We start from the raw sequence: 25,449 nt of genomic DNA, 5'->3' as shown, positions 1-25,449 counted from the left end.
CGGACATTTTCCGGACACGGGTTACAGCGCTTCTCGAGCCGAATTTCCGGCCGTAGAAGCGTTTTGGCGGTTTTCCGGACATCACCGGTGTAGACATAAGAAACAGGCACCCCATCCACTGGTTATGTTCGAATTGTCAACTACAACTCGGGCGGCCGGGGTGGCTGTATGAGCCAAGGGCTCGAGCCGATTGCTCCGCGAGAGGCTGCAGAGATGTGGCTTGATCGATTGCAGTCAACACGAGCCGATGAAACGATTCAGAGCTACGAGTACCGACTGAAGCCGTTTCTCGAGTGGTGTGATGCGGAAGGAATCGATAATCTGAACGATCTCACGAGCCGCCAGGTTTTCCAGTTCGACTCGAAGCGGCGTGCAGATGGGCTGAAGGTGACGACGTTGAACAACCAAATTGGGACGCTCAAGCAATTCATTCAGTTTTGCGAGCGGATCGATGCGGTTCCCGAACGATTGCCGACGAAGGTCGAGGTTCCAACGGTCAACCTGTCCGACCGCGTCAACGACGAGTTGCTGCCAGCCGAGCGTGCAGACAGAATCCGCGAGAAACTGAGCCGGTATCAGCGCGCGTCGCGACAGCACGCGATGTTCGAACTACTGTGGCACACCGGTTGCCGACTCGGTGGGCTGTGCTCGCTCGATCTACAGGATTGCTTTTTCGAGGAATCCGACCTCGAGCGACTTCGCCACCAGGACGATATCGATCAGGCGGCACTCGAGGCAGTTGAAATCCCATTCGTCTACTTTCGACACCGGTCGGAGACGCCGTTGAAGAACAAACGCGAGGGTGAACGGCCGGTGGCCCTCGAGCAGGAGGTAGCCGACTGCGTACAGGAGTATATCGACATAAACCGCGTCGAGCGGACTGATTCGACTGAACGGCAGCCGCTGTTCACGACTGAGAAGGGCGCAAACGCCAGAGCGTCGAAGTCGAGTATTCGCCGAGAGGTCTATATCCTGACTCAGCCCTGCCGCTGGGGCGGGTGTCCACATGACCGTGACACGATGAACTGCGAGGCCCTGGACCACGGGAAAGAGGCTCGGTGTCCCTCGAGCAGATCGCCCCATCCGCTTCGAACGGGTGCGATTACGCACATGCGCGACCGTGGCTGGCCGCCGGAAGTCGTTGCGGAGCGAGTGAACGCTACCCCTGACGTGATCAGGGAGCACTACGACCACCCCGACCCGATTCGGCGAATGCAGTCTCGCCGAGAGTTTCTGACGGAGGATTCAGCATGAGTTTTACAACCGATCAAATCAGTGTACGCAAAACCGGTATCGATGACCTCGGCGGTCCCACTCGAAATTATCTAAGTGTTCATCCGTGGGGTTCTCAACCCCCTGAAACACCCGAAAATCCAATTCTCGCTTTTGGGATATTTCTACTTAGTCAACAGTATCTCCAGGGGTGGTCGGCGTGACGGTCGCACCGTGGCCGTCGATTCAAGAAAATTTAAATAAACCAACAGAATGGCGGACGTACGGATAGGGATTGATGAAGCCACGCCAGAAGACGTCGAAGAGGCGCTTGCCGAACTCGAGGAGGATAGTGACGATGAAGACAGCGAAGAGACCGACGACGACTAACTCAGAAGACATCGCTGATAGTGATCGTCACCTGTTCGGTGTCGCGGTGACCCGCCGCCACGTGTCATTGAAGTCACTGTAGTGCTCTCCAGCTGGTCTATCCAACGGTCTGTGTGACGCGACTCGAAGGGGTGTGTGCGTTACTCACGGTCTTTGAGAGCGTTTGTGCGAATTCTAAGTGATCTTCGGGGAGTATGACACTGACTGCGACTTCGCCATCGGCTGTTTTCAAATGAACAGTCACTGAGCCCGCTGGTGTATTGTATGCCTCTAGCAGCAGAATAATTCCCATGACACCGACACCGATTCCAACGAGTATCAACACGGCCGAAGCATCGCCTTCAAATTGCCCTGTGAGCGCAATCGAGACGAGAGCGATGAACAACGCAATGACGCCATAAATGAGTGAATCCTGATCGAAATCGGGTGTTGTTTTGTGTTCGACTCTCGTCTCGCACACCTGATTGAAGTAGGTGGATGTGACCTGTGTCTTGTCTTCGTTTCGACCCAGCGTTTTGAATCGGATAAGACGTCGATCTGTTAGAATTCCTGTTTCCACATCAGAGGAGTATGCGTCAATCGAGGTTTCGTCGTCCTCGATAAACGGCTGAATCTTGGTTAGCTCATCCTGTAACGTCATCAATACTCCGTACTCGACACTACCAATGGATCATAGTTTCGGAAATTCTTCCTTTTGAGATCACCCAACTGACTCGACAGCGAGGAGTTTGTACTGAATCTGTCCAGACATGTTCCCTGTATAGTAACAACTGAAACTGTTTACACACTGATCGCAACGCTGTCCTGCGGTCAGGTGTACATTGACTTTCAATAGCTACTATATTATGGCCTCAAGAACGCCGACAGACATGCGGTGTCACCACCAGGGATCACGGTTGTTATGACGATACCGCCGAAATCCGCACTCAATGACGGTCGTCCTCGCGGGTGTCGGCGCGGATAGCACGAATCTCGGTACGCTCGGGTCGCTGTACGATGACGGGCGCTTCGAGTACATTCCGATTCCTGAGAAGACTCGCGAGACAACGGAGTCTGCAACGCTTGGCTCGTGGACGCTTCGCGCAAGCGAGGGCACTGCTGCAGATCTAACCACTCGCATCCAACCGCAGCCGATCCGCGGCGGCCAAGACACAGTCACCGGCGACGACCTCGAGTCGTGGCCACTCCACCGGGATCCGAATTTCGAGGCCCTCACGTATGGCGAGCACCGCACCAGTGGCTACGTGTCTCGGCTTCGAGCGCTTGAGCCCGGTGACGTTGTCGGCTTCTATGCTGGGTTGCGTCGCCCCGGCGGCGACCGCGCCCATCGGTACCTGATCGGCTATTTCACAGTTGATTGTGTTGACGTGGTCACACCCGACCAGTCACTCGCTGCGTGTGAGGAAATATTCGATGCTCACCCCGAGAACGCACATACGAAACGCGCTCGAGAGGGGCGTCCGTATCTCGAGAAGCCGGTCGTCATGATCGACGGTCGCGAGCCGGGTGGACTCTTCGACAGGCACCCAATTCGTCTGAGCGAGTACTACGTGAAGTCGGGGAACGAGCGGGCACAGTACTATCTGCGCGATGAGATCGACGAGGCCTGGGACGTTCGCGAGGGTGGCAAGAACATGATGTACAAACCGGCCTACCGCTGTGGTCTCTCGGGCGACGCGTTCCGCGACCGTGTTGGTCCACTCGAGGGGCGAACCGAAACCGATGGAGCAATCTGAGCGCGAGTGGCAGTCTTGCGGTCGGTGGAAAGACCCACGTGGAACCGGTCGGTTTCTTGTACTGATCCGTCGAATCGGCAGGTGTGACCGACGATAGTCCTCGCGCCCGCCACGACCGGATTACGCGCCATTCGACTCCGGGCGCTCGCAACTCGCTTGCCTTTTGGACGGACGCGAAACACCCGCTTCGGATCGCGCTCAACTACATCTTCGTCTGGCTCGCCCGCATCTCGCCGAGCCTGCGCGCCAGACGCTGGTTCCTCCGACGAATCGGCGTCACAGTTGGGACGGGCGTCTCGTGGGGACTCGAGGCGACCCCGGACGTGTTCTGGCCGGAACTAATCACGCTCGAGGAGCACGCAATCGTCGGCTACGATGCCACGATTCTGTGCCACGAGTTTCTGCAGGACGAGTATCGAACGGGTGGGGTCGTGATCGGCGAGCGAGCGATGATCGGTGCGGGTGCGATTATCCTTCCAGGCGTCGAGATCGGTGCGGATGCGAGCGTCGCGGCGAACTCGCTGGTCACGACCGACGTCGAACCGGGGATGACAGTTGCGGGTGTGCCGGCCGAGCCGATGGGCGGCGACTCGAGCGATGGCGACGCCACTGACGACACAGCCGACGCTGACGAGGAGTAGCTACGAAAGAGAGAAAAACTAACCCGTCCGGCCGATTACAGCGACGACCAAGACTTACGGGCCGTATTCGCTGAGGTAATGCTGGCGATCCACTTGGCCGCGATCATCTTTTTCAGGTTCTTCGCGGCGAAGCCGCCGAAGGTATCCACAGGCAGCGAAACGCCGAATGCTGGCTTGACTTCGTGGGCGACGGCTTTGTCACCGACGGAGACGACGGTCCCTTTGTCCTCGTACTCCCAGGTCTTGAGCGGGCGGTTCTCGATTGCACGGGAGATGTTCTCACCGGCGACGTCGGCGGCCTGCCAGGCAGCCTGCGCGGTTGGTGGAGCTGGCTGGTCACCCTGATCGACGATTGCGGAGTCACCCACCGCAAAAACGCGCTCGTTCGACGTCTGGAAGTTCGCTTCCGTGGTGACGCGGTTGTGTTCGTTCTCGAGGTCGACTTCATCCATCGCGTCGCGACCCGTAATGCCGCCGGTCCAGACGAGCACGTCGTGATCGAGTGGTTCGCCCTCGTCGAACTCGATGACGTCTTCGTTCGCTTCAGTGATCGGGTCGTCCGTGTGGATCTGGACGCCGGCGTCCTCGAGCAAGTCACGAAGTGCCTGCTGAATCTCGGGGTCGTTGCCGGGGAAGATTTCTTCGAGTGCTTCGACAAGGTGGATGTCGATTGGGGCGCGGTGTTCGTCGCGGAACTCCGCGATTTCGCCTGCTGTCTGGATGCCGGAGAGACCAGCGCCACCGATGACGACCTGTGCGGGTTCACCGCGGGTGGCTGCTTGGCTGGCGTCTGCGATAGCCTCGTGAATCTCGAGGGCGTCGTCGAGACTCTTGAGCGTCAGGGAGTGCTCCTCGAGGCCGGGGATACCGTAGTAGGCAGTCTGGGTGCCGAGTGCGACGAGAACATAGTCGTAGTCAACACTGTCGCTGTCTGCGAGTTCGACGACCTGTTCGTCGACATCGACTCCGACGACCTCGTCCTGGATGAATCGTGTCGAGGGGTCAGCGATGTCGCTGACGGGGAACGTAATGTCCGAGCGAACATCGGGATCACGAATCGCGCGGTGGGATTCGTGAAGAACGAGGTGATAATCAACGTCGGCAATCCACGTGAGTCGGGCGTTGTCGTCGAGTTCCGACTGCAGTTTCGATATCGCACCAGCACCAGCGTATCCGGCACCGAGTACGACGACGTTTTCAGTCATACGTCATACTCCGAAACCCTCCGATACAAAGGTGTTGGAACCGGTACACGCACGATTCGTGTTACCATTGAACACGCTTTTGGCAGTTCGAACTCAGAGAATTCGCTTCCCGAACACACTTGCAGTAAGTTCAGTAGCCAGTGTCGCCGTCTCGTTGGCTTCGTCGAGAATCGGGTTCACCTCGACGACGTCCATGGATCGGAGGATGCCATTGCGGTCGTGATGTTTCGAGAGTGTCTCGAGGGCCATATGAGCTTCTCGGTAGGTGACGCCGCCGCGAACGGGGGTGCCGACGCCGGGGGCTTCTTTGGGATCGATCCAGTCGAGATCGAGGCTGACGTGCACCCCGTCCGTCCCGTCGGTCGCGACCTCGAGTGCGTCTTCGACGACGGTAGTCATCCCGCGCTCGTCGATATCTGACATCGTGAAGGCGGTCATTTCGCTGTCTTGAACCAGTTCCCGTTCGCGCTCGTCGATGCTTCGGAGGCCGACGTAAGCGATGGATTCCTCACGCAGTTGGGGTGCGTGTGCCCACTCGAGGTCGCCGAAGACGCCGCGTCCGAGAACAGCGCCGAGTGGCATCCCATGGACGTTCCCACTTGGCGAGGTCGCGGGCGTGTTCAAGTCGGCGTGGGCATCGAACCAGATCGCTCCGAGGTCGGCGTCCCGCGCGGACCCAGTTATCGAGCCAATCGAAATCGAGTGATCGCCACCGACCACGAGCGGGAACTCCCCATCGGCGAGCGTCTGTGCAACGCGGTCAGCCAAACGCGTACTGACGTCTTCGATTGCTGGGAGGAACTTGGCGTTCTCCACACCCGCAGTGTCGTCGTCGGGATCAAGTTCTTCGGCTCGAGAAATTTGTAAGTCACCCACGTCATCCGTGGCGACGCCGGCTGCCTCGAGTTCGTCACTGAGTCCGGCGTATCGGATCGCAGACGGTCCCATGTCGACGCCACGCCGATTTGCACCGTAGTCCATTGGCGCGCCGATAATTCGGAGACGGTCGGTCATACTAGTGTCTACGAGGCCGGTTGCTTTGGTCGTAGTGGTCTCGATCACACCCACGACCGTTCCACGCTCCGATAGACGACAGATTTAGGGTTAGACAGGGCTAAATATTGTCTATGATGCTGAGCGACGTGATGGAAGACTATCTCAAAATCATCTATCAGCTCCAGCGGTCGACAGACGACCGCATCAAAACCTCCGAAATCGCCGAGGAACTGGATGTCACGTCGCCCACCGTGACCAGCATGCTCGACAAACTCGAGGACCGGAGCCTTGTCGACCGTGAAAAATACCGTGGTGTTACCCTCACTGACGAGGGCGAAACGGTTGCACTCGAGGTCGTTCGACACCATCGCTTGCTCGAGGCCTACCTCACCGAACATCTCGATTACGACTGGTCGGAAGTTCACGACGAAGCCGACCGACTCGAGCACCACATCAGCGAAAACTTCGAGGCCCGTGTCGCAGACGCACTCGACCAGACGGAGGTCGACCCCCACGGGGCACCGATTCCGAGCGCCGACCTCGAACCGCCCAAACGAACGGACGGGAAGTCGATGATGGAGTTCGAAGCGGGCGAGACCGTCATCGTCGAGGAAGTCGCTGACCACGATGCGGACGTTCTCTCGTATCTCGCAGACCACGGCGTCGAACCCGGTGTCGAACTCGAGATTATCGAAGTTGCGCCGTTCGGAATGCTCACCGCACGGGCAACCGGCCACGATGAGCCAGTCTCGCTCCCCGAAGACGTTGCCCACCACGTCCGTGTCTCCAGGCCAGCCGAACTCGAGCAATAACCACTGGTATACAACAACTGTCTGTTCTTCTCCGAAAGCTGCAGGTTTAGATCCAGTCTAACCGAAAATCGGTTGAAAAGATATATGTTTAGCCCCATCTAAACTTGACTCAATGAGTAGTCGATGTTTCGGAGTTCGAGGTGATCGAGTCAATGGCTGATCGATGGCTAGATCGGGTCCCACGATGGGTTCTCGCAGTTGGGCCAGTGGGTATTCTTGCCGTCGTCTTCGCGTTGCTCTATTTCACCGAACCGTTCGGTGCGCTTACGGCTGGAGATGCAAGCACAGCCGAAATTCTCTGGATGCTCACCGTGATCGGCGCGATTGCAGGCGTTATCCCTGTCATTATCGGAATGCTCTGGTTCCCATTTATTCGCGATCTCGAGGCACGATATCTGCACGCGTTCATGGCGCTTGCAGCCGGTGTCCTCGTATTTATCGCCGTTGAGATGGCTGGCGACGTCCTCGAGCATGTCGCAGATTCCCAGCACACGCTGGTAGGGATTGCCCTCGTCGGTCTCGGCTTCGGAGCGACCTTCGCAGTCATGTACGGCGCAAGCACGTGGCGACAGCGAAAAATGGCCGCAACGGATAAAAGCGGCCTCGAGGTCGCCTATCTCGTCGCCCTCGCACTTGGTCTCCACAGCATCGGGGAGGGGCTTGGTATTGGGACTTACTTCGTCCTCGATGAGCCAACACAGGTCTTGCTCTTGATGCTCGCGTTCATCATGCACAACGTGATGGAAGGGCCAACCGTCGTCGCCGCGGTCGCTCGCGACCGTGAAACCCCGCCGCTTCGACACTTCGCCGCAATGGGTGTCATCGCGGGCGGCCCCGTCATCCTCGGTGGCTGGATCGGCAGTTTCGCCCAGTCAGATCTCCTTGCAGCCCTGTTCTTTGCAATCGCAATCGGTGCAATCTTGCAGGTTCTCATCGAGGTTGCTGACCTCATTCGATTCGATGCCGAAGCCGTCCTGACACGGATCAATGCTGCCACGTTCGTGGTCGGATTCGCCCTCATGTTCATCCTCGAGGACGTCCTCACCGAACTCGTTCTCGAGGGCTGGCTCTTCCCAGCCTAACCGCACGACCGTGTGTGACTGTCCCCCGTAGAACAAAAAGAAACACCTTACTATTCCCGCTACTGATATCATAATCCGAACCGTAGCTCGGCTTCACCCGTCGGGTTTAAGGAAACCAAATACGAATAATTCACTATGTCATCAATTGAACTGACGCCGAGTCAGAAGAAAATCCTCCGCGCACTCACGAATCTACACAAGGAGTCCGAAGACGCGATCAAAGGTGAGGATATCGCCGCACAGGTCGACCGTAACCCGGGAACGATCCGCAATCAGATGCAGAGTCTGAAAGCCCTCCAACTCGTCGAGGGCGTCCCCGGTCCCAAGGGTGGGTACAAACCAACCGCCGCAGCCTACGAAGCCCTCGAGATCCAGCAGATGGATGACCCGGCATCCGTCCCACTCGAGCACGAAGGCGAATCCGTCGACGACATTATCGTCGAAGAGATCGACCTCTCGAGCGTCCACCACCCCGAACTCTGCCGCGCGGAAATCCACATTCAGGGCACAATCGACGGCATCTCCGAAGACGACGCCGTCACCGTCGGCCCGACGCCGCTGTCGAAACTGGTCATCGAGGGGCGACTCGATGGCAAAGACGACACCAACAATATCCTCATTCTTCGGATCGAGGATATGGTTGCACCAGGCCCAGGCGAAACCCCTGACCACTGATCGCGTCTCGAAACAACCGCTCGTCGCGGAGGCAGAGATTCTTCTCAGATCTGTTGTCGGTTTTGTCTCAGGCGCGCTGATTGACTGATCGGACTGCTGTATCTGTGTATCACCACACTCGAGACTCGTCTGCGGAGTTCGGCGATACTGACTGACAGTAGACGGTCCCAGACACACTGCTGTCACAACAGTGACTCTGTAACACTACCACACAATCACAGCAAAAAACCGCACTGAAAAGAGTCGCGCTAGTTCTCGTCGGTCGCGTCGTCGGCATCGTCGTCCGCAACTACCGATGCTGCCGGAATCACATCGACGCTCGAGACGGCATCGCCAGTTTCGACGTCCATGACGATTACGCCCATCGTGTTGCGCCCGACCGTCGAAATCTCGTCGACTCGAGTGCGGACGATTTGGCCGCTCTCGCTCATCATCACGAGCTCGTCGTCGTCGTCGACGGCCTTGACGGCCGTGACGGGGCCGTTTCGCTCGCCCGTCTTGATGTCGATCAGTCCCTTGCCGTATCGCGACTGGGTTCGATACTCGGTGAGGCGGGTCCGTTTGCCGTACCCGTTCTGTGTCACGGTCAACAGCGCCTGGCCGTCGTCTTCGTCGGTCGCGACGAGGCCGGCAACTGCGTCGTCATCCTGGAGTTTGATGCCGTTGACACCGCGAGCGGTTCGACCCATCGACCGCACCTCGGCTTCGTCGAAGCGGATCGTCATCCCATGTTCGGTCCCGATCACGAGGTCGTTCGAACCATCGGTCACTTCGACGTCGACGAGTTCGTCTCCCTCCTCGAGGTCAGAAGCGATGATCCCAGTCGTTCGGATGTTCTCGAACTCCTCGCCTGCAGTCCGCTTGACGTAGCCATTTCGGGTGGCCATCGTCACGAACTCATCGGACTCGAGGGCGTCAGTGTCGACGATGGCAGTAATATCCTCGTTCGCGTCGAGATCGAGGATGTTGACTGCGGATTTTCCGCGGGCGGTCCGGCCCATTTCTGGGATTTCGTAGGTTTTGAGCTGATAGACTTTGCCCTGATTGGTAAAGCAAAGCAGGTAGTCGTGGGTGTTCGCTCGGAACACCGTGGTGACACGATCACCCTCTTTGACGTCCGCGCCGATGATGCCTTTGCCCCCTCGACCCTGGGGGTCGAAGGCCTCAATCGGCATCCGCTTGACGTAGTCGTCTTCGGTCATGACGACGAAGACTTCCTCTTCTGGGATGAGGTCTTCGTGGGTCACCGTCCCCTGATCTTCGATGATTGAGGTCCGACGGTCGTCGTCGTACTCGGCTTTGATCTCGCGGAGTTCGTCTTTGATGACCGAGAGCAGTTCCTGCTCGCTGTCGAGAATCGCACTCAGGCGCTCGATTTCGGCCTGTACGTCCTCGTATTCGTCTTCAATCTCGGCGGTCTCCATCGAGGTGAGACTGCCCAGTTGCATCCGAACGATGTGGTCTGCCTGATCCTGCGAGAAGTCATAGGCCTCTCGAAGCGCATCTTTTGCGTCCGAGCGGGTCTCGCTGTTGCGAATCAGTTCAACCACGTTATCCGCGTTCTCGACGGCCTTCAGACGGCCCTCGAGAATGTGGGCGCGGTCTTGTGCTTCGGTGAGGTCGTACTCACTGCGTCGGCGAACGACTTCGCGGCGGTGGGAAACGTACTCTGCGAGCGTTTCCTTGAGCGAGAGCACCTGTGGCTGGCCATCGACCAGCGCGAGGTTGATGACACCGAAGGTTCGCTCGAGATGGTTCTCGAGCAGTTTGTTCTTGACGACCTCGACGTTTGCGCCACGAGTACATTCGACGACGACGCGGACGCCGTCGCGGTCAGACTCGTCGCGTAGGTCGGAGATGCCCTCGATTTCGCCGTCGGTGACGTCCTCGGCGATGCGTTCGACGAGGCGAGCTTTGTTGGACTGGTAGGGCAGTTCCGTGATGACGATGCGTTCGCGGCCGTTTTGCCACTCTTCGACCTCGAACTCGGCGCGGACGCGGATGCGCCCGCGGCCGGTCTTGTACGCCGAGTAGATGGCATCGCGGCCGACGATGTTCGCACCAGTGGGGAAGTCTGGCCCCTTGACGTGGTCCATCAGATCCTCGACGGTTGCGTCGGGGTTGTCAATGAGTTCGATTGTCGCGTCGATAATCTCGCCGAGGTTGTGCGGCGGGATGTTCGTCGACATTCCGACTGCGATCCCCGACGAGCCGTTGACCAGCAGGTTCGGGAACGCCGCCGGCAGCACGTCCGGCTCCTGTAGGCGGTCGTCGTAGTTCGCCGAGAAATCAACGGTGTCCTTGTCAATATCCTCGAGCAGTTCCTCGGAGATGGACGACATCCGAGCCTCTGTGTATCGTTGGGCGGCTGCTGGATCGCCGTCCATCGACCCGAAGTTCCCCTGGCCATCCACGAGCGGATAGCGCATCGAGAAATCCTGGGCCATCCGCACGAGCGTGTCGTAGATTGCGCTGTCACCGTGTGGGTGATAATCACCCATCGTCTCCCCAACAATCGAGGAGGACTTGCGGTGACTCGAGCCACTCGAGACACCCATCTCGTGCATTGCATAGAGGATGCGCCGGTGGACGGGCTTGAGGCCGTCTTCGACGCGTGGGAGCGCACGACCCGCGATGACGGACATCGCGTAGTCGATGTAGCTCTGTTCCATCTCGTCTTCGATGCGGACGTTTTCGACCGCTCGAGCCTGTACGTCAGTTGAATCGGGGACGTCTGAACTCATGTACTCACCTCACTCATATGTCAATCCACTCCGCTTCAGGTGCATTCTCTTTGATGAACTGTTTTCGCGGTTCGACAGCGTCGCCCATCAACACGGAGAACATCTTGTCCGCCGCAGCCGCGTCCTCGATTGTGATCTGCTTGAGAATGCGGTTGTCCGGATTCATCGTCGTCTCCCAGAGCTGTTCGGGGTTCATCTCGCCAAGTCCCTTGAATCGCTGGACCTGTGTTGGGTTGCCGTCGCATTTCTCTTCGACGATCTCGTCGCGTTCGGCGTCAGTCATCGCATCGTAGGTTTCCCCACGGTAGCGGATGCGATACAGGGGCGGCTGAGTCGCGTAGACGTAGCCACCCTCGAGCAGCGGGCGCATGTGCCGATAAAAGAACGTCAGCAGGAGCGTTCGGATGTGTGCCCCATCAACGTCGGCGTCGGTCGCCATCACGATCTTCTTGTAGCGGACATCCTCAACGTCGAACTCGTCGCCGATCCCCGCGCCGATTGCGGTGATCATGTTTCGAATTTCCTCGTTCTCGAGGATGCGATCCAGTCGGTGTTTCTCGACGTTCAGGATCTTTCCTTTGATCGGGAGGACGGCCTGGAACTCCGGATTGCGGGCCTGTTTGGCGCTGCCACCCGCGGAGTCACCCTCTGCGATGAAAATCTCTGCTTCGTCGGGATCTTTGGTCTGGCAGTCTGCGAGTTTGCCCGGCAGCGAGGTCGAGTCGAGCGCCGACTTGCGGCGTGTCAACTCCTCTGCTTTCTGGGCGGCCATGCGGGCCTTCGCGGCTTCGACGGCCTTCATGACGATGGCCTGGGCGGTGTCTGGGTGTTCCTCGAAGTACGTCCCAAGTCCCTCGTGCATCGTACTCTCGACGATGCCGCGGACCTCCGAGTTGCCGAGTTTCGTCTTCGTCTGGCCCTCGAATTGCGGGTCCGGATGTTTGATCGAGATGACCGCCGTCAGTCCCTCGCGAATGTCCTCGCCTTTGAGGTTGTCCTCGAGGTCAGAGAGCAAGTCGTTCTCGCCGGCGTAATCGTTGATCGTTCGCGTAAGAGCGGTCTTAAAGCCGGTAAGGTGGGTGCCGCCTTCGCGTGTGTTGATGTTGTTCGCGAAGGCATGGATCGAGCCCTGTAGTTCCTCAGTGGCCTGCAGGGCGACTTCGACCTGGATGTTCTGATCTTCGCCCTCGAAGTAGATGATGTCGTCGTGCATCGCCGAGCGCGTCTCGTTGAGATACTCGACGAACTCGCGGATGCCGCCGTTGTACTCGTAGGTCTCCGAGACGAACTCGCCCTCGTCGGTCGTCTCGCGTTCGTCACAAAGCGTGATCCGAACGCCGGAGTTGAGGAAGGCCAGTTCGCGGAGGCGATTCGACAGCGTCGAGAACGAGAAGCTATCGGCCTCGAAGATGTCGTCGTCGGGCCAGAACCGAATCTCGGTCCCGGTGCCGTCGTCGGCATCTAGCGAGCCACCCTGCTCCATGTCGCCAACGGGTTCGCCCGCCTCGAAGGCGTGATTGTAGACCGAACCGTTGCGTTTGACTTGTGTCTCGAGTCGTTCCGAGAGCGCGTTGACAACACTCACGCCGACGCCGTGGAGGCCGCCGGAGACCTGGTAGGACTTGTTGTCGAATTTCCCACCAGCGTGGAGGACCGTCAGGATCACCTCGAGTGCCGGGCGGTCGTACTCTTCGTGGGTGTCGACGGGAATCCCACGGCCATCGTCTGTGACGCTTACCGACTCGTCCTCGTGGATCGTGACGGTAATTTCGTCGCAGTAGCCAGCCAGTGCCTCGTCAATCGAGTTGTCCACCACTTCGTAGACGAGATGGTGGAGTCCTCGAGAATCGGTAGAACCGATGTACATCGCCGGCCGTTTCCGAACGGCTTCCAGGCCTTCCAGAACCTGGATTTGTCCGGCGCCGTACTCGCTATCCTGGGACATACAAAACCTGTATCCGGGTAGTCGCTACCGACCTATAAAGGTTCGCGTGTACGCGCGAGCGCGCGAACCGGCGGTGGTCAATAGAAGTCACCGTAGCGGTTGCAAGGGTGGCCAACAGTGTGATCACGGGGGCTGTGAGGTCCAGTGGCTACTGGACTGCGACCAGTCACAGCAGCGGTCGACAGAAGCGGCTCGATTCTAACCACAAACACTTAACTGTTGAGGATAGTCCGGCTCACTCACAATTCCCACCCACTTTAGGGGAAGATGGTGAGTGGGCCATACTAGAGGGGAATTTCAATGGCAACTGGAAGCGGTCGACAACCGGCAGAACGCACGCTCGATGCGAACCTACTCGGTAGCAACGTCTCGTTCAACTACTCCGAAACCTGGCTTGCATACTCGATCTTCGGGCTTCGACTCGTCATGGCCTGGGTGTTCCTGCAAGCCGGCCTCGAGAAGTTAGCCGAAGGCGGCTGGGGCGATCCGCTGGCGTGGTCGTCGGCTGGCTACCTGAACAACGCAGTCGCGGATGCAAACCCGCTTTCCGGGCTGTTCGCCTGGTTCGGAGAACTCGCCACTATCGTTGATCCGATGGTGATCTTCGGACAGATCCTGATCGGGCTGGCACTGCTGTTCGGACTGTTCTTCCGATTCGCCGCGTTGATGGGTGCGGTCCAGATGCTGTTCTTCTGGACTGCTGCCTGGCAGGACGGTCTGATGGCCGGCTTCCCGGTCGAGAACGGCTTCTTTATCGACAGCTCGTTCGTCTACATGCTGTTGCTGTTCGGACTCGCCGCCTGGGGTGCCGGTCGAATCCTCGGTATCGACGCGACGCTCGAGCAGTCGGACATCGTACAGCAGAATCCGTGGCTGCGATACCTGTTAGGGTAAGCGTTGGTCACGTTCTCGTGAGAGACACTCGAATTCGGCCATCCCAACGTGGTTTGGCGTCACCGCTATGCAGGAGCCACCACTACGAATAGATGCGGCAGGACGCCACATCATCACTGCGCCATACACGCATTCTGTCCTGCCACCGTCCTACTCGCCCTCGAGCAACAGCGACTCACAGAGGGCGTCCGGTCCCTCCGTCTCGAGTAGCCGGCGCTGTCTCTCGGCGCCGCTGTCGCGCTCGTAGACGTCTTTGATGCCGTCGATACCGAGACGGTCACACTCTCGGTCGACGAGTTCGCCCAACTCGAGTGTGCCCTCCATGTCGCGCTCGAGCAGGGAAGCGTCGTGACCGTAGCGGATCGCGCGCCACTTGTGTTCGTCGAGCAGTTCCCGGCGGTGCGTCTGGGCATAGCCCGACGCGCCGTCGTCGTACTCTTCGGCGAGTGCCTCGACGAGTGCGTGGGCGTACTCGACGAACGCCATCACGATGTCGGGGTCTGCCTGCCCGTCAGGCGTGCGCAGTTCGACCGTTCCGTGGGCCGTGTGCGGACGTACGTCGTACCAGAGTTCGCCCCGGTCGTTGATCGATTCGGTCTCGAGCATGCGGCGTTCGAATCGGTCGAACGCGTCGAAGTCCTCGAAATAGGTCGGCATGCCGGTGTTCGGTAAGGCCTCGAAAATCTTCGCGCGGGCGGACTCGAGGCCGGTGTCGAACCCGTTCCAGTAGGGCGAATTAGCCGACAGCGCGAGCATGATCGGGACGTACCACCGCAGTTCGTTGGCGATCCAGACCGCCTTATCGGCGTCGTCGACGCCGACGTGGACGTGGACGCCCGCGGTCGTGTTCCGATGCTGTGGATACTGGATTCGGTCGAGTTGCGCTTGATAACGGGGCTTCTGGGCGTGCTCGAGTTCGCGCCACTTCGCGAGTGGGTGCAAGCCAGCGGCAGCGATGTCGTAGCCGTGGTCGTGGGCGTGCGTGAGCAACGCCTGTCGAATCTCGAGCAGCGCGTCGCGGGCGTTTCCCGGGTCTTCGATCAGGGGCGTCTGGGTTTCGATGACGAATGTGAACAGTTCGTGATCGAGTTTGCCCTCGAGGATCTCGGGTGGGTCGTGTTCGTAGACCAGGTCGTCGGTGCCGCTCGTGGGGCGGCCGCGCTCGTCGACGATAAAACACTCCTCTTCGATGCCCAGCGTCCCCATGCGCGTAAACGATTCTCGAGACCCGCGTTCCATCAGTACGGGCTTTCGTCGCCGGGAGTAAATACGGTTTGGAGTCGGCAGCGTGGGGTTGCAGTCACTGTACGATTACGTGACACCGATCCGCATCTGTCGGTATCAGCGTCCAGTGCACTCGAGGCACCCCGTCTCTGCACCCTATCGCGGCCGCGCGACGATTCCCAGGTGGTCCGCGTGGTAGGCCTCGAGGCGCTCCGATTCGAGGATTTCGTAGCCGTCCGCAACTGAAAGCGCGTCCCGTACCTCAGCGAAAATCTCGCCCGGATCACGGGTTACGTCCTCGCTGCGTGCCTTGACCGCGAGCAGGAGTCGGCCATCCTCAGCTAGGAATCGCTTGTTCTCGAGGGCGACGCGTGCCTGCCCACGGGTTGCAACGTCCTGTATGAGCACGTCTACGTCGGATTCGACGACGTGGGCGTAGCTCTCGGGCTTTCGGGCGTCTTTGAGCAGCGGGAAGAGTCGCGGGCGCGAGTCCGCAGCCTCGAGCAGATCACGCGCTGGCCGGGCAGCGAACTCGACGGCATAGGTCGGGCCGGCGAAGTCCGCGACGTGGCTGACTGTCGTCCCGCTGGCCGCGCCGAGATAGAGGACGGTTTCGTCGTCGCCACCTTCGAGGCCGGTGTCCATCCCCAACTCGAGCATCGCGCCCAGTTTGGAGCGGTTCGGATTCCAGGCGCGCCACTCGCCATCTGTCGGCTCGCCGTACACCGGCTCGCCCCGCGTTGCGAGTCGCTCGTTGCCGTCGATAGAGCGGCGTTCGACGCCTTCGGGAAGTACAGGCTCACTCATCGGACTCACCTCCCTCACCGGCGCTTTCGTCCACGGTCCGGGCCTGAATCGTCTCGATTCGGTCGACGAGTTCCGCCTCGAGTTCGGGTTTCAACTCTCCCGAGTAGTGGTCGACGCGGGCGGCGATAGTGAGTTTACCCGCAACCGCTCGCGCCGCCGAGCCGCGATTGTCGGGGTGGGTACCCCGGACTGCGTCGTGCATGTAGATGATCCCGTGTTTCGGCGACGGAGCGTGCCCTCGGAGATGTGCGAACAGCGCGTCTTCCGCGCCGAGGACCTGCACCGTGCCGCTTGGCTTCTTCGCGAGTTCCTCGAGGCCGCCGGCCAGCGAGAGGAGTCGCGCGCCAAGCACTGGATCCGCGAGCGCGGTGAGATTCGGCGCGACGCTTGGCATCTGCTGTTCGACGTACTCGCGAACGTCGTCGGCTTCGTCCGCGAGCGAGACAATGTTCTCGGCCAGCGAGACGAGTCGCGCCTGTTCGGGTGGAACGTCGTCTCGAGCGGCCAGTTCCCGGGCGTACTCGATTCCCGTTCCGGCCTCGCTGTCAACGCTGCCACCCCACTCGGCGAGGCGCTCGGCGAGTTCGTTCGCTGTTCGCTCACAGTCGTCCATCGTTCGGATCGCGTGGACAATTTGGCGGTCGTCCGCCCCTTCGCGCTCGCGAACAGCAGTGCGCGTCGCTGTCGTTGTCGCCGCTTTCAACTGGTCGTAGTAGTCCGCTTTCGATTCGACGAAGCCACTCTCGAGGGCGTTCGCGGGCCAGTTCTCGGGACTGGGACTCGAGCCAGTTCGGACCGCCGTCGCGGCGGCGTCTCGGGCGTCGTCGCTCGAGGGATCGCCGTCAATCGCTGCGAACCAGCCCGCATCGGCGGGCGTCTGCTTGGTCATACCTCGAGTGTAGTCACCGGGCTGGTATATGCGTTCCCGAACGGAGAAGGAGTCGTATTGGTGCTGTGTTACCGACCGAACAGGCGCTCCCACAGCGACCGCGAGGTCGGACGCTCGGCCATGATCACCGAACTCTCGACGTCGTTGACCACGTCATAGGCGAGCGTGCCGCGGAACAGCCGCGAGAGCAGCCCGCGTTCTGTCGCGCCGATAACGAGCAGCGTGTGCTCCTCGGCTGCGGCGGCGATTGCACCCTCCACGTCGCCGGACGTGTCGATTCGGATCGACGCATCCTCGAGGTCGTGCTCGTCGGCCCAGGTCTCGAGGAATTCCCTCCCAGTCTCGCCGTCGGCTTCGGTGTCGACGACGTGCAAGAGCGTGATCTCGGAGCCGACCTGATCGCGCAGATGGCGTGCCAGTTCGGCGCTCAGATCGGAGTCGGGACCACCGGCAGTCGGCACCAGCACGCGCTCGGTCTCGAGGCCGCGGTCGTTGAACACGAGGAAGTCACACGGCAGGTCGTGTGCGAGTTCGTCGAATGCCCCTTCGACGCGGCCGGCGGACCACGAACGGCCTGGTCCCCAGCCCATGACGACGGTGTCTGCGTTGTCACGGCGTGCAACGTCGAACACTTCCTCGACGGAGCGGTGGGAGACGACCGTTCGGACGTCGACTGGAACGTCCATGGTTTCCGTCCGCTCACGCACCTGCGACATCAGTTTCTGTGACTCCGCGTCGATGCGCTGGATGTGTTCAGAGCCCTCACGCAGTGGTGTCTGGTCCGGCACCTCGACGATGTGGACTGCCTTGACGCGCCCGTCGTTTGCCTTCGCGAGAACGCTCGCAAGTGAGAGCAGCGTCGACTCAGTTCGCGGGTTCGAGACGGGAACGACGACCGTGTACTCGTCGGTGCCCTCCGGCTGGACGGCGCTTGCCGCCGACACTGCAATGTCGGGCATCTCCTCGGAGCGGTCCAGAATGTAGTTTCCGAGGATCCCCTCGAGTTCGGTTTCCGAGCGGGCGTACGCGAAGTACCAGACGACCGCGAAGACGACGAACGCGCCGGCGATCAGGGTCGCCCTGTTGTTCATGAAGTACACCAACGCGAGCGAGAGGAAGAATCCGGCAATCGGCAAGAACGGATAGAACGGTACCTCGAAGTCGGGGTCGTACTCCGGCGGATTCGTCTCGCGGAAGACGATCAGCGAGGCGTTGATCAGCGCATACACCACGAGGTGAAGGACGCTCGCCGCACTCGAGAGAATTTCGACGGTTTCGCCGAGGCCGATGATGAAGACGATGATCATGGCACCGGTGACCGCAATCGAGCGGTACGGCGTCGCAAAGCGTGGGTGAATCTCGTTGAGTTTGTCCGAGACGATCTTGTCTCGGCCCATCGCGAAGTTGATCCGGGCCGAGGCCAGGATCGAGGCGTTCGCACTCGAGGCGGTTGCTAAGAGCGCTGCGATGGTAATCGAGGTCACGCCGGCACCGAGCAGCGGAATGTCGAAGCCAAAGACCGGAAGCTGGTAGTCGAAGACGATTTCAGCGGCGTAGGACATCGGTGCATCTTCGACGGTCTCGAGGAAGAACTCCTCGTGGGGAATCAGTCCCAGCAGGATCGTGACGAGGATGGCGTAGATGACCATCACAATGGCGACGCTGCCGATGATGGCGATTGGGAGATTTCGGCCGGGGTTTTTGAGTTCCTCGCCGATGGTCGCGATTTTCGCGTAGCCGAGATACGAGACGAAGACGAGCGCCGCGCCGGGGAGAATCGCGCCGGCTCCTTCGGGCATGTAACTGCCGTCGGCGGCGACGGTGCCCCAGTCGAACGAGAAGAAGCCGATGATGGCGAAGATCGTCAGCAGGCCGAGTAAGATCGTGACGATGGCGGTCTGGATGCCACCGGTTTCTTTTGCACCGATGTAGTTGACGCCGACGAATGCGATGCCGGCGATGACGGCACCGATCTGAATGTCGGTGAGTACGAGCGGCCCGAGTGCAATGGTTGGCAAGAGTGCGAGTTCACCGAGGCCGGGAACCGGGACGACGACGCCGTCGAGCAGGTCGGCGAGGTAGCCACCGAACCCGATGGCGTAGAACGCACTCGCAAAGGCGAGGCCGATCCAGTCACCCATGCCGGAGATCGATCCGAACAGTGGGCCGAGCGCCCGGTTGATGTAGTAGTATGCGCCACCGGCTTTCGGCATCGCCGTCCCGAGTTCGCTCACCGAGAAGGCGTTGATCATCGCGATCACGCCGCCGATAATAAAGGAGATGACGACGACCGGTCCGGCCTCCTGGGCCGCGATACCGGGCAGGACGAAAATCCCTGCGCCGATCATCGTCCCGATACCGATTGCCAGTGCCGAAATCAACCCAAGGTCTTTGGCGAGATCTTCGTCACTCATACTGTCCTCCATCCCGTCTGCTTATCTCTTACTGACACTTGTGTCCCTTTCATAGTGATATGGTAGACGCTTGACTCACGGTCCGGTCTGTATACCAAACCGAAACGGGACCTCCCCCTTAACTGGTTTGTTTATCGCTCGAGGGTGTTTCGCTTGGGATTCGAAAGAAATGTCTGATATGAAATAATATCCGTTGACGAGCGGCTCTGTGCTTTCTCAGACAATGGTTTTCCAAAGAATATCCTATGGGAGTTCCGTTTCACTTTCGATAATATATTGGCAATATATTTCTCCATCGAAAATAGAGTCGGCGGATTTATATATTCTGATACAGTAGCCGACGGCGATGAACCGAGAGACGGCGACGGACGATGTGACTGCTACTGCCGGAGAGAACGAGTCACAGACTTTCGACCCCTCGTTCGGTCGAACAGTGGTACTGACTGTTGTCCGGCAGTATGACCAACGGTCGTTGGCGACGTTCGCCGGTGGTCTACCGTGACAGACGGTGAAACAGAACTTGCCCGCGACCTCGGCTTCCTCGAGGCTTACACTCTGGGGCTAGGGACGATGATCGGTGCGGGAATCTTCGTTCTGCCTGGTATCGTCGCTGCGGACGCCGGACCGGCGAGCATGATCTCGTTCGTAATTGGGGGTGTCGTCGCGTTGCTTGCGGCACTCTCACTCTCGGAGTTGGCGACGGGAATGCCTCGAGCGGGCGGAAGTTACTACTACATCAATCACGCGCTTGGGAGCTTTTTCGGCACAATCGTTGGCTGGGGGATGTGGGCCGGGCTGATGTTTGCAACGGCGTTCTACATGCTTGGGTTCGGCCAGTATTTATTGGGGCAGCCATCTGATGCACTGGCGGTCGTCCTCGCCGGATTGGTGATGGCGTCGGTGCTCGTCGGCATCAATTACCGCGGCGTCAAAGAGACCGGGTCGCTTCAGAACGTCATCGTCACTGTTCTGGTCGCGCTCATACTGGCGTTCATCCTCGTCGGCCTGTTGAACATCGACACCGGGCTACTCGATCCGTTCGTCCGCGAAGGCGAGAACTGGACAGTCGTCGCCGCGACTGCCGGCACCGTCTTCGTGACCTTCATCGGCTTCGAGGTAATCGCGACCAGCGCCGAAGAGATCAAAGACCCCGGTCGAAATCTTCCACTCTCGATGATCGCAGCCGTCGTCACGCCGACGATCCTCTACGTCCTCGTCATGTTGGTGAGTACGGGGACCCTTCCCGTCCCGGAGCTTGCCGCATCGAACATTCCCGTCGCCGACGTTGCCGCAACGGCTGCCGGCACGTTCGGCTCGCTCACACTCGCTGACTACACCCTCGAGTTCGCGACGGTGGGTTCGCTCGTCATGATCGCCGGTGCCATCTTGGCGACGGTTTCCTCGGCGAACGCATCGATTCTCTCTGCTGCCCGCGTCAATTTCGCGATGGGACGAGATCAGGTTCTGACGAACTGGCTCAACCAGATCCACGACCGATATCAGACGCCGTACCGAGCGATCCTCGCAACTGGGGCCGTCATCCTCGTACTCATCGCCAGCCCGCTGCCAATCGACACACTCGCTGATGTGGCGAGCTTTATGTTCCTGATCACGTACGCACTCGTCCACATCGCCGTCGTCGTTTTGCGGCGTGCTGATCCTGCGGAGTACGAGCCAGACTTTCGCATCCCTTCGGTCCTCTATCCAGTCGCCCCGGCCCTCGGCTTCGTCGCCTGTGTCGCAGTCATGACCCAGATGGGACGAACAGTCCAGTTGATCGGCCTTGGCGTGATCGTCGTCGGCATGGGTTGGTATCAGTTCTACGCGAAAGAACAGGCGATTTCGACGACACTCATCGGCGAGGCGGTTGCACCAACCGAATCCGAAGACAGAGCGGACGACGTCTATCGCGTTGTCGTTCCCGTTTCGAATCCGAAAACGGAGCGGACGCTCATCAGATACGCCGCAGCAAGTGCCGCAAGTCGGGATCGGCCAGGGGAAATCGTCGCGATAAACGTGATGGAGGTCCCGCCCCAGACCTCACCCGCCCAGATCGAACTCGAGGAAGAACGAATCGGAAACCAGCAAACCCTCCTCGAGAACGCTCGCGACGCTGCGTCGGACCTCGATGTCGGTGTTCGGACGCGTGCAATCGTCGGCCGTAACGCAGGCGAGACGTTGCGTTCCGTTATCGAAGACGAAGACGCAGATCACGCGTTGCTCGGCTGGGCTGGTGAACGCCGCCGCCGTGACGTGCTCTTTGGGTCGACAATCGACCCGCTCCTCGAGCGCGCACCCTGTGACGTGACACTCGTCAAGCAGCCGAGCGAATCGCCGGGCGAGATCGTCACGCTCGCCGGGAGCGGTCCGAACGCACCCGTGTCTGCACAGCGTGCTCGCGAACTGTCTCGAGCGTTCCCCGAAAGTACGCTCACACTGTTGAACGTACAGGCTGCGTCGGACGACGACGAGATCGATCCGGTGGTCGTTGGCGAACAGGCAATCGAAGCTGTCGCAGACGAAGTCGGTCTCGAGCCGGACGAGTACGAGCCACGGGTGATCATCGCAGATTCCGATGGTGTTCGGGAACGACTCATCACAGCCGCCGCGTCCTACGACACGGTCTGTGTCGGTGCGACGGGAACGAGTCCGGTTGCACAGGCTCTGTACGGCACGATTCCCGAGCAACTTGTCGAGGCGAGTGACGGGACAGTCCTGATGGCTCGCGGCGAGCAGCGCTCGCCACGAACGCTTCGACAGGCGCTCATCCAGCGATTGGAGGGAAGTGCATGACCGTAACGCAACTCCTTACAAGGCAACAGAGCGTAGGTGACAGTCGATGCGTGTAGTCATTGTCGGTGCTGGCGAAGTCGGCCGCACAATCGCGCACAATCTCGAGCAGTCTCACGATGTCGTTGTCATCGACCGTGATCCGACCATCATCGAGGAGGTCACCTACTCACACGACGTACTCGCCATTCAGGGCGATGGCACCGAACGCACAACACTCGTGGAAGCCGGTGTTGAGCGCGCTGATCTCGTCATCGCCTGTACGGACCACGACGAGGCAAACGTCGTCATCTGTGGCACGGCCAAAACAGTCAGTGACGCCTTCACAATCGCCCGCGTCAGGCAACGAACGCTCCTCGAGACCTGGGAGGGGTCACAGGGCGCATTCGGCGTCGATTTCATGGTCTGTACGGATCTATTGACTGCTCGAGCGATCACGCGAATCACGGACCTGCCGGCGACACAGGATGTGGATACGTTCGTCGGCGGACTCGTCCGAATGGCGGAGTTTGAAATCGACGCCGAGAGCCCAGTTGCGGGGTCGACCGTCCACGAGGCCGACCAGTACGACTCGCTGACGTTCGCTGGTGTCTTCCGCGAGGAGGAACTGATCGTCGCGACTGGTGAGACCGTCCTCCAGGCTGGAGACCGCGTCGTCGTCATCGGGAGTTCGAGTTCCGTCACCGAGTTTGCGAGAGATATCGTCCCGGCAATGGCGGACAACGGCAACGAAATCGTCATCGTCGGTGCCAGTGAGATTGGCTTTCAGGCTGCCCGCGAGTTCGAAGAACACGGCTACCAGCCACGGCTGATCGAACAGGACCACGACCGCGCCAGAACGGTCGCAGAAAAACTCCCGAACACGATGGTTCTCGAGAGTGACGCGACCGATGTCGAGTTTCTCGCTCGAGAACACATCGATGAGGCCGATCTGGTCATTGCGGCGCTCGACGGCGACGAGAAGAACCTGCTGGTGTCGTTGCTTGCGCGCCGACTCGGTGTCGGTCGAACCGTTGCCGTTATCGAGAACCTCGAGTATGCCGAACTGTTCGAAACCGTCGGCGTCGACGTGGCGATCAATCCGCGTGAGGAAACTTCCGAAGAGATCGTCCGGTTTACCCGCGCTGATCACACGGAGAAAGTCGCGATGCTCGAACACGACCGGGCAGAGGTCATCGAATTCGAGGTCACCAGCGAGAGTGTGCTTGCTGGTACGCCGATTGTTGAGGCCGTGACTGACCTTCCGGACGGCGTCGTCATCGGGGCGATTTCTCGACGAGGGGAACTCATCACACCTCGTGGGGGAACCGTGGTTCAGCCAGGCGACCACATCGTCGTCTTCGTCGATGCAGCCGTTCTCGAGGCGGTAATCGAGGCGATCTGAGTGCGACGACACGTACACGTCGACTGGCGGGCCGGATTGAGTCTCGTCGGGACGTTACTGGTACTGCTGTCAGTGTCGTTCGTCGTCCCGATTCTCGTCGCACTCGTCTACGGCGGGACGGATCTGTGGGTATTCGTTACCGCGATGGTGGTCACTGCTGGCTTTGGCGTCCTTCTTCGACAACTCGAGTCAGAGCCGGAGCCGGGTGCTCGAGAGGCGTTTCTCGTCGTCGCGCTGACCTGGCTGTTCGCAGCGGTGTTCGGCGCGCTGCCGTACGTACTGGCAGGCAACGGTGCCGTTGCCCAGCCGATCAACGCGCTGTTCGAGAGCATGAGCGGCTTTACAACGACCGGAGCAACGGTTATGGACGACATTTCCTTCGATACCCACTCGCGGTCGATTATGATGTGGCGCCAGCTCACGCAGTGGCTCGGCGGAATGGGGATTATCGTCCTCGCAGTCGCGATTCTGTCCCAGATGGCCGTCGGTGGGGCGCAGTTGATGAAAGCTGAAACACCCGGCCCGGGTGTCTCGAAGCTGACGCCACATATCGCCGAGACAGCTCGCGTGCTCTGGATTGCCTACGTCGCGCTGACAGTCGTGTACATTACGCTGTTGTACAGCCTCCATCTGCTCGGCTACGCGCCAAATATGGACCTCTACAATGCTATTGCCCACGGCTTTACAACCCTTCCAACAGGCGGTTTCTCGCCGGAAGCACGCAGCATGGAGGCGTTCTCACCACTCGTGCAGTGGCTCGTTATCCCGTTCATGTTCGCCGCCGGCGTCAACTTCGTCCTCTGGTGGTACGTCATCTCCGGCAACGCCCGGTCGCTGCTTCGGGACAACGAGTTCCGACTCTACCTCGGGGCGACCTCCGTGCTGACCGTCGTCACGACCGTCGTCCTGTTCGTCTCCGCCCTCGAGACGCCCCAGACCGGCCAGATCGGGGGCAACCTCGAGCAATCTGCGCGATACGCGGCGTTTCAGATCGCGTCGCTGATCAACTCGACTGGCTACGCGAACATGGACTTCGATGCCTGGAGTGGCCCCGCGAAGGGCCTGCTGTTGTTCGCGATGTTTATCGGGGGCTCGACGGGGTCGACCGGCGGCGGAATCAAGGTTCTCCGCTGGCTCGTGATCCTCAAATCGCTCCGGCGTGAGGTGTTTACGACGATTCACCCCGAAGCGGTTCGACCGGTTCGGATGAACGGACGCGCCCTCGACGAAGATGCGATTCGCGGAATCTACGCGTTTACGTTGTTGTACGTCGTGATCTTCTTCGCTGGCGTTGGACTGTTCGCACTCGATGCAGCACGGGTCGGACTCGACCTCGAGTTGCTCGATGTGATCAGCGCATCAATTGCGACACTCGGCAACATCGGACCGGGGCTGGCTGAAGTCACCGGCCCGATGGGCGGCTACGGTGAGTTCCCGGTGAGTTCGAAGCTGCTCATGATCGGCTTCATGTGGATCGGCCGCCTCGAGCTCTTCCCGGTGCTCGTGTTGCTGACGAAAGCCTACTGGACGGACTGAGTGCCGTCCTCGTCGCTCGTTTCACCGCGAGTATCGTCCGACCAGTGCCGAAAAGAGAGTCGAATCGCTCGAG

General features: G+C 59.8%; 19 protein-coding genes. 10 read left to right on the top strand and 9 right to left on the bottom strand.

Features of this window, described 5'->3' with window-relative positions:
* Positions 1 to 168 precede the first annotated feature (168 nt).
* Positions 169 to 1,254 (top strand): tyrosine-type recombinase/integrase, encoded by a 1,086-nt coding sequence (locus B2G88_RS07810; protein WP_054862795.1) that lies wholly within the window; start codon positions 169 to 171, stop codon positions 1,252 to 1,254.
* Between the two features lie 445 nt (positions 1,255 to 1,699).
* Here the strand turns inward: B2G88_RS07810 and B2G88_RS07805 are convergent, their stop codons facing one another.
* A complete protein-coding gene (locus tag B2G88_RS07805) occupies positions 1,700 to 2,242 on the bottom strand; it encodes a hypothetical protein (protein WP_054862796.1) in 543 nt (180 codons plus the stop codon).
* Positions 2,243 to 2,531: 289 nt separating this feature from the next.
* On the opposite strand from B2G88_RS07805, the gene B2G88_RS07800 reads away from it, so the two are divergent.
* Positions 2,532 to 3,338 (top strand): Nmad3 family putative nucleotide modification protein, encoded by an 807-nt coding sequence (locus B2G88_RS07800; protein WP_087714466.1) that lies wholly within the window; start codon positions 2,532 to 2,534, stop codon positions 3,336 to 3,338.
* 83 nt (positions 3,339 to 3,421) lie between these two features.
* On the top strand, positions 3,422 to 3,979 hold the full coding sequence (locus tag B2G88_RS07795; RefSeq protein WP_054862797.1) for an acyltransferase: 558 nt from the start codon (positions 3,422 to 3,424) through the stop codon (positions 3,977 to 3,979).
* A 35-nt stretch (positions 3,980 to 4,014) separates the two neighbouring features.
* Here B2G88_RS07795 and B2G88_RS07790 read toward each other — a convergent pair whose 3' ends face one another.
* Positions 4,015 to 5,184, bottom strand: coding sequence for an NAD(P)/FAD-dependent oxidoreductase (locus tag B2G88_RS07790; RefSeq protein ID WP_087714465.1), 1,170 nt, complete (start codon positions 5,182 to 5,184; stop codon positions 4,015 to 4,017).
* Between the two features lie 93 nt (positions 5,185 to 5,277).
* Positions 5,278 to 6,198 carry an arginase gene (rocF, locus tag B2G88_RS07785; protein ID WP_087714464.1) on the bottom strand — a complete coding sequence of 307 codons (921 nt, stop codon included), beginning with the start codon at positions 6,196 to 6,198 and terminating at the stop codon, positions 5,278 to 5,280.
* A 113-nt stretch (positions 6,199 to 6,311) separates the two neighbouring features.
* Between rocF and B2G88_RS07780 the strand changes: the two genes are divergently transcribed.
* From B2G88_RS07780 to B2G88_RS07770, 3 genes are all read left to right on the top strand, one after another.
* Positions 6,312 to 6,992 (top strand): metal-dependent transcriptional regulator, encoded by a 681-nt coding sequence (locus B2G88_RS07780; protein ID WP_054862798.1) that lies wholly within the window; start codon positions 6,312 to 6,314, stop codon positions 6,990 to 6,992.
* A 152-nt stretch (positions 6,993 to 7,144) separates the two neighbouring features.
* Positions 7,145 to 8,074 (top strand): ZIP family metal transporter, encoded by a 930-nt coding sequence (locus B2G88_RS07775; protein WP_087714463.1) that lies wholly within the window; start codon positions 7,145 to 7,147, stop codon positions 8,072 to 8,074.
* A 135-nt stretch (positions 8,075 to 8,209) separates the two neighbouring features.
* Positions 8,210 to 8,749, top strand: a complete 540-nt coding sequence (locus tag B2G88_RS07770; RefSeq protein WP_087714462.1) for an Rrf2 family transcriptional regulator — start codon at positions 8,210 to 8,212, stop codon at positions 8,747 to 8,749.
* Between the two features lie 248 nt (positions 8,750 to 8,997).
* Here the strand turns inward: B2G88_RS07770 and gyrA are convergent, their stop codons facing one another.
* Positions 8,998 to 11,493 carry a DNA gyrase subunit A gene (gyrA, locus tag B2G88_RS07765; protein ID WP_087714461.1) on the bottom strand — a complete coding sequence of 832 codons (2,496 nt, stop codon included), beginning with the start codon at positions 11,491 to 11,493 and terminating at the stop codon, positions 8,998 to 9,000.
* Positions 11,494 to 11,506: 13 nt separating this feature from the next.
* Positions 11,507 to 13,438, bottom strand: a complete 1,932-nt coding sequence (gyrB, locus tag B2G88_RS07760; protein ID WP_087714460.1) for a DNA topoisomerase (ATP-hydrolyzing) subunit B — start codon at positions 13,436 to 13,438, stop codon at positions 11,507 to 11,509.
* A gap of 300 nt (positions 13,439 to 13,738) precedes the next feature.
* On the opposite strand from gyrB, the gene B2G88_RS07755 reads away from it, so the two are divergent.
* Positions 13,739 to 14,332, top strand: a complete 594-nt coding sequence (locus B2G88_RS07755; protein ID WP_054862799.1) for a DoxX family protein — start codon at positions 13,739 to 13,741, stop codon at positions 14,330 to 14,332.
* Positions 14,333 to 14,482: 150 nt separating this feature from the next.
* Here B2G88_RS07755 and B2G88_RS07750 read toward each other — a convergent pair whose 3' ends face one another.
* The 4 genes from B2G88_RS07750 to B2G88_RS07735 form a co-directional block, all read right to left on the bottom strand.
* Positions 14,483 to 15,571 carry a glutamate--cysteine ligase gene (locus B2G88_RS07750; RefSeq protein ID WP_087714459.1) on the bottom strand — a complete coding sequence of 363 codons (1,089 nt, stop codon included), beginning with the start codon at positions 15,569 to 15,571 and terminating at the stop codon, positions 14,483 to 14,485.
* A 141-nt stretch (positions 15,572 to 15,712) separates the two neighbouring features.
* Positions 15,713 to 16,363 (bottom strand): fibrillarin-like rRNA/tRNA 2'-O-methyltransferase, encoded by a 651-nt coding sequence (locus B2G88_RS07745; RefSeq protein ID WP_054862800.1) that lies wholly within the window; start codon positions 16,361 to 16,363, stop codon positions 15,713 to 15,715.
* Positions 16,356 to 17,252, bottom strand: a complete 897-nt coding sequence (locus tag B2G88_RS07740; protein WP_087714458.1) for an NOP5/NOP56 family protein — start codon at positions 17,250 to 17,252, stop codon at positions 16,356 to 16,358. Before B2G88_RS07740 ends, B2G88_RS07745 begins: the two co-directional genes overlap by 8 nt.
* 68 nt (positions 17,253 to 17,320) lie before the next feature.
* The gene (locus tag B2G88_RS07735) at positions 17,321 to 19,666 is read right to left on the bottom strand and encodes an amino acid permease (protein ID WP_087714934.1); all 2,346 of its coding nucleotides are present in this window, start codon (positions 19,664 to 19,666) and stop codon (positions 17,321 to 17,323) included.
* A 498-nt stretch (positions 19,667 to 20,164) separates the two neighbouring features.
* On the opposite strand from B2G88_RS07735, the gene B2G88_RS07730 reads away from it, so the two are divergent.
* The 3 genes from B2G88_RS07730 to B2G88_RS07720 are packed head-to-tail and all read left to right on the top strand — an operon-like array spanning position 20,165 to position 25,376.
* Positions 20,165 to 22,459, top strand: a complete 2,295-nt coding sequence (locus tag B2G88_RS07730; protein WP_087714457.1) for an amino acid permease — start codon at positions 20,165 to 20,167, stop codon at positions 22,457 to 22,459.
* A 46-nt stretch (positions 22,460 to 22,505) separates the two neighbouring features.
* A complete protein-coding gene (gene trkA / locus B2G88_RS07725) occupies positions 22,506 to 23,840 on the top strand; it encodes a Trk system potassium transporter TrkA (protein ID WP_087714456.1) in 1,335 nt (444 codons plus the stop codon).
* Complete coding sequence (locus B2G88_RS07720) at positions 23,841 to 25,376, top strand: TrkH family potassium uptake protein (protein WP_054862801.1); 1,536 nt, start codon at positions 23,841 to 23,843, stop codon at positions 25,374 to 25,376.
* Positions 25,377 to 25,449: the final 73 nt, after the last annotated feature.

The organism is Natronolimnobius baerhuensis, assembly GCF_002177135.1.
GTDB lineage: Archaea > Halobacteriota > Halobacteria > Halobacteriales > Natrialbaceae > Natronolimnobius > Natronolimnobius baerhuensis.
The sequence above is the reverse complement of the archived record's forward strand: the minus strand, read 5'-3'. Positions and strand labels throughout refer to the sequence as shown.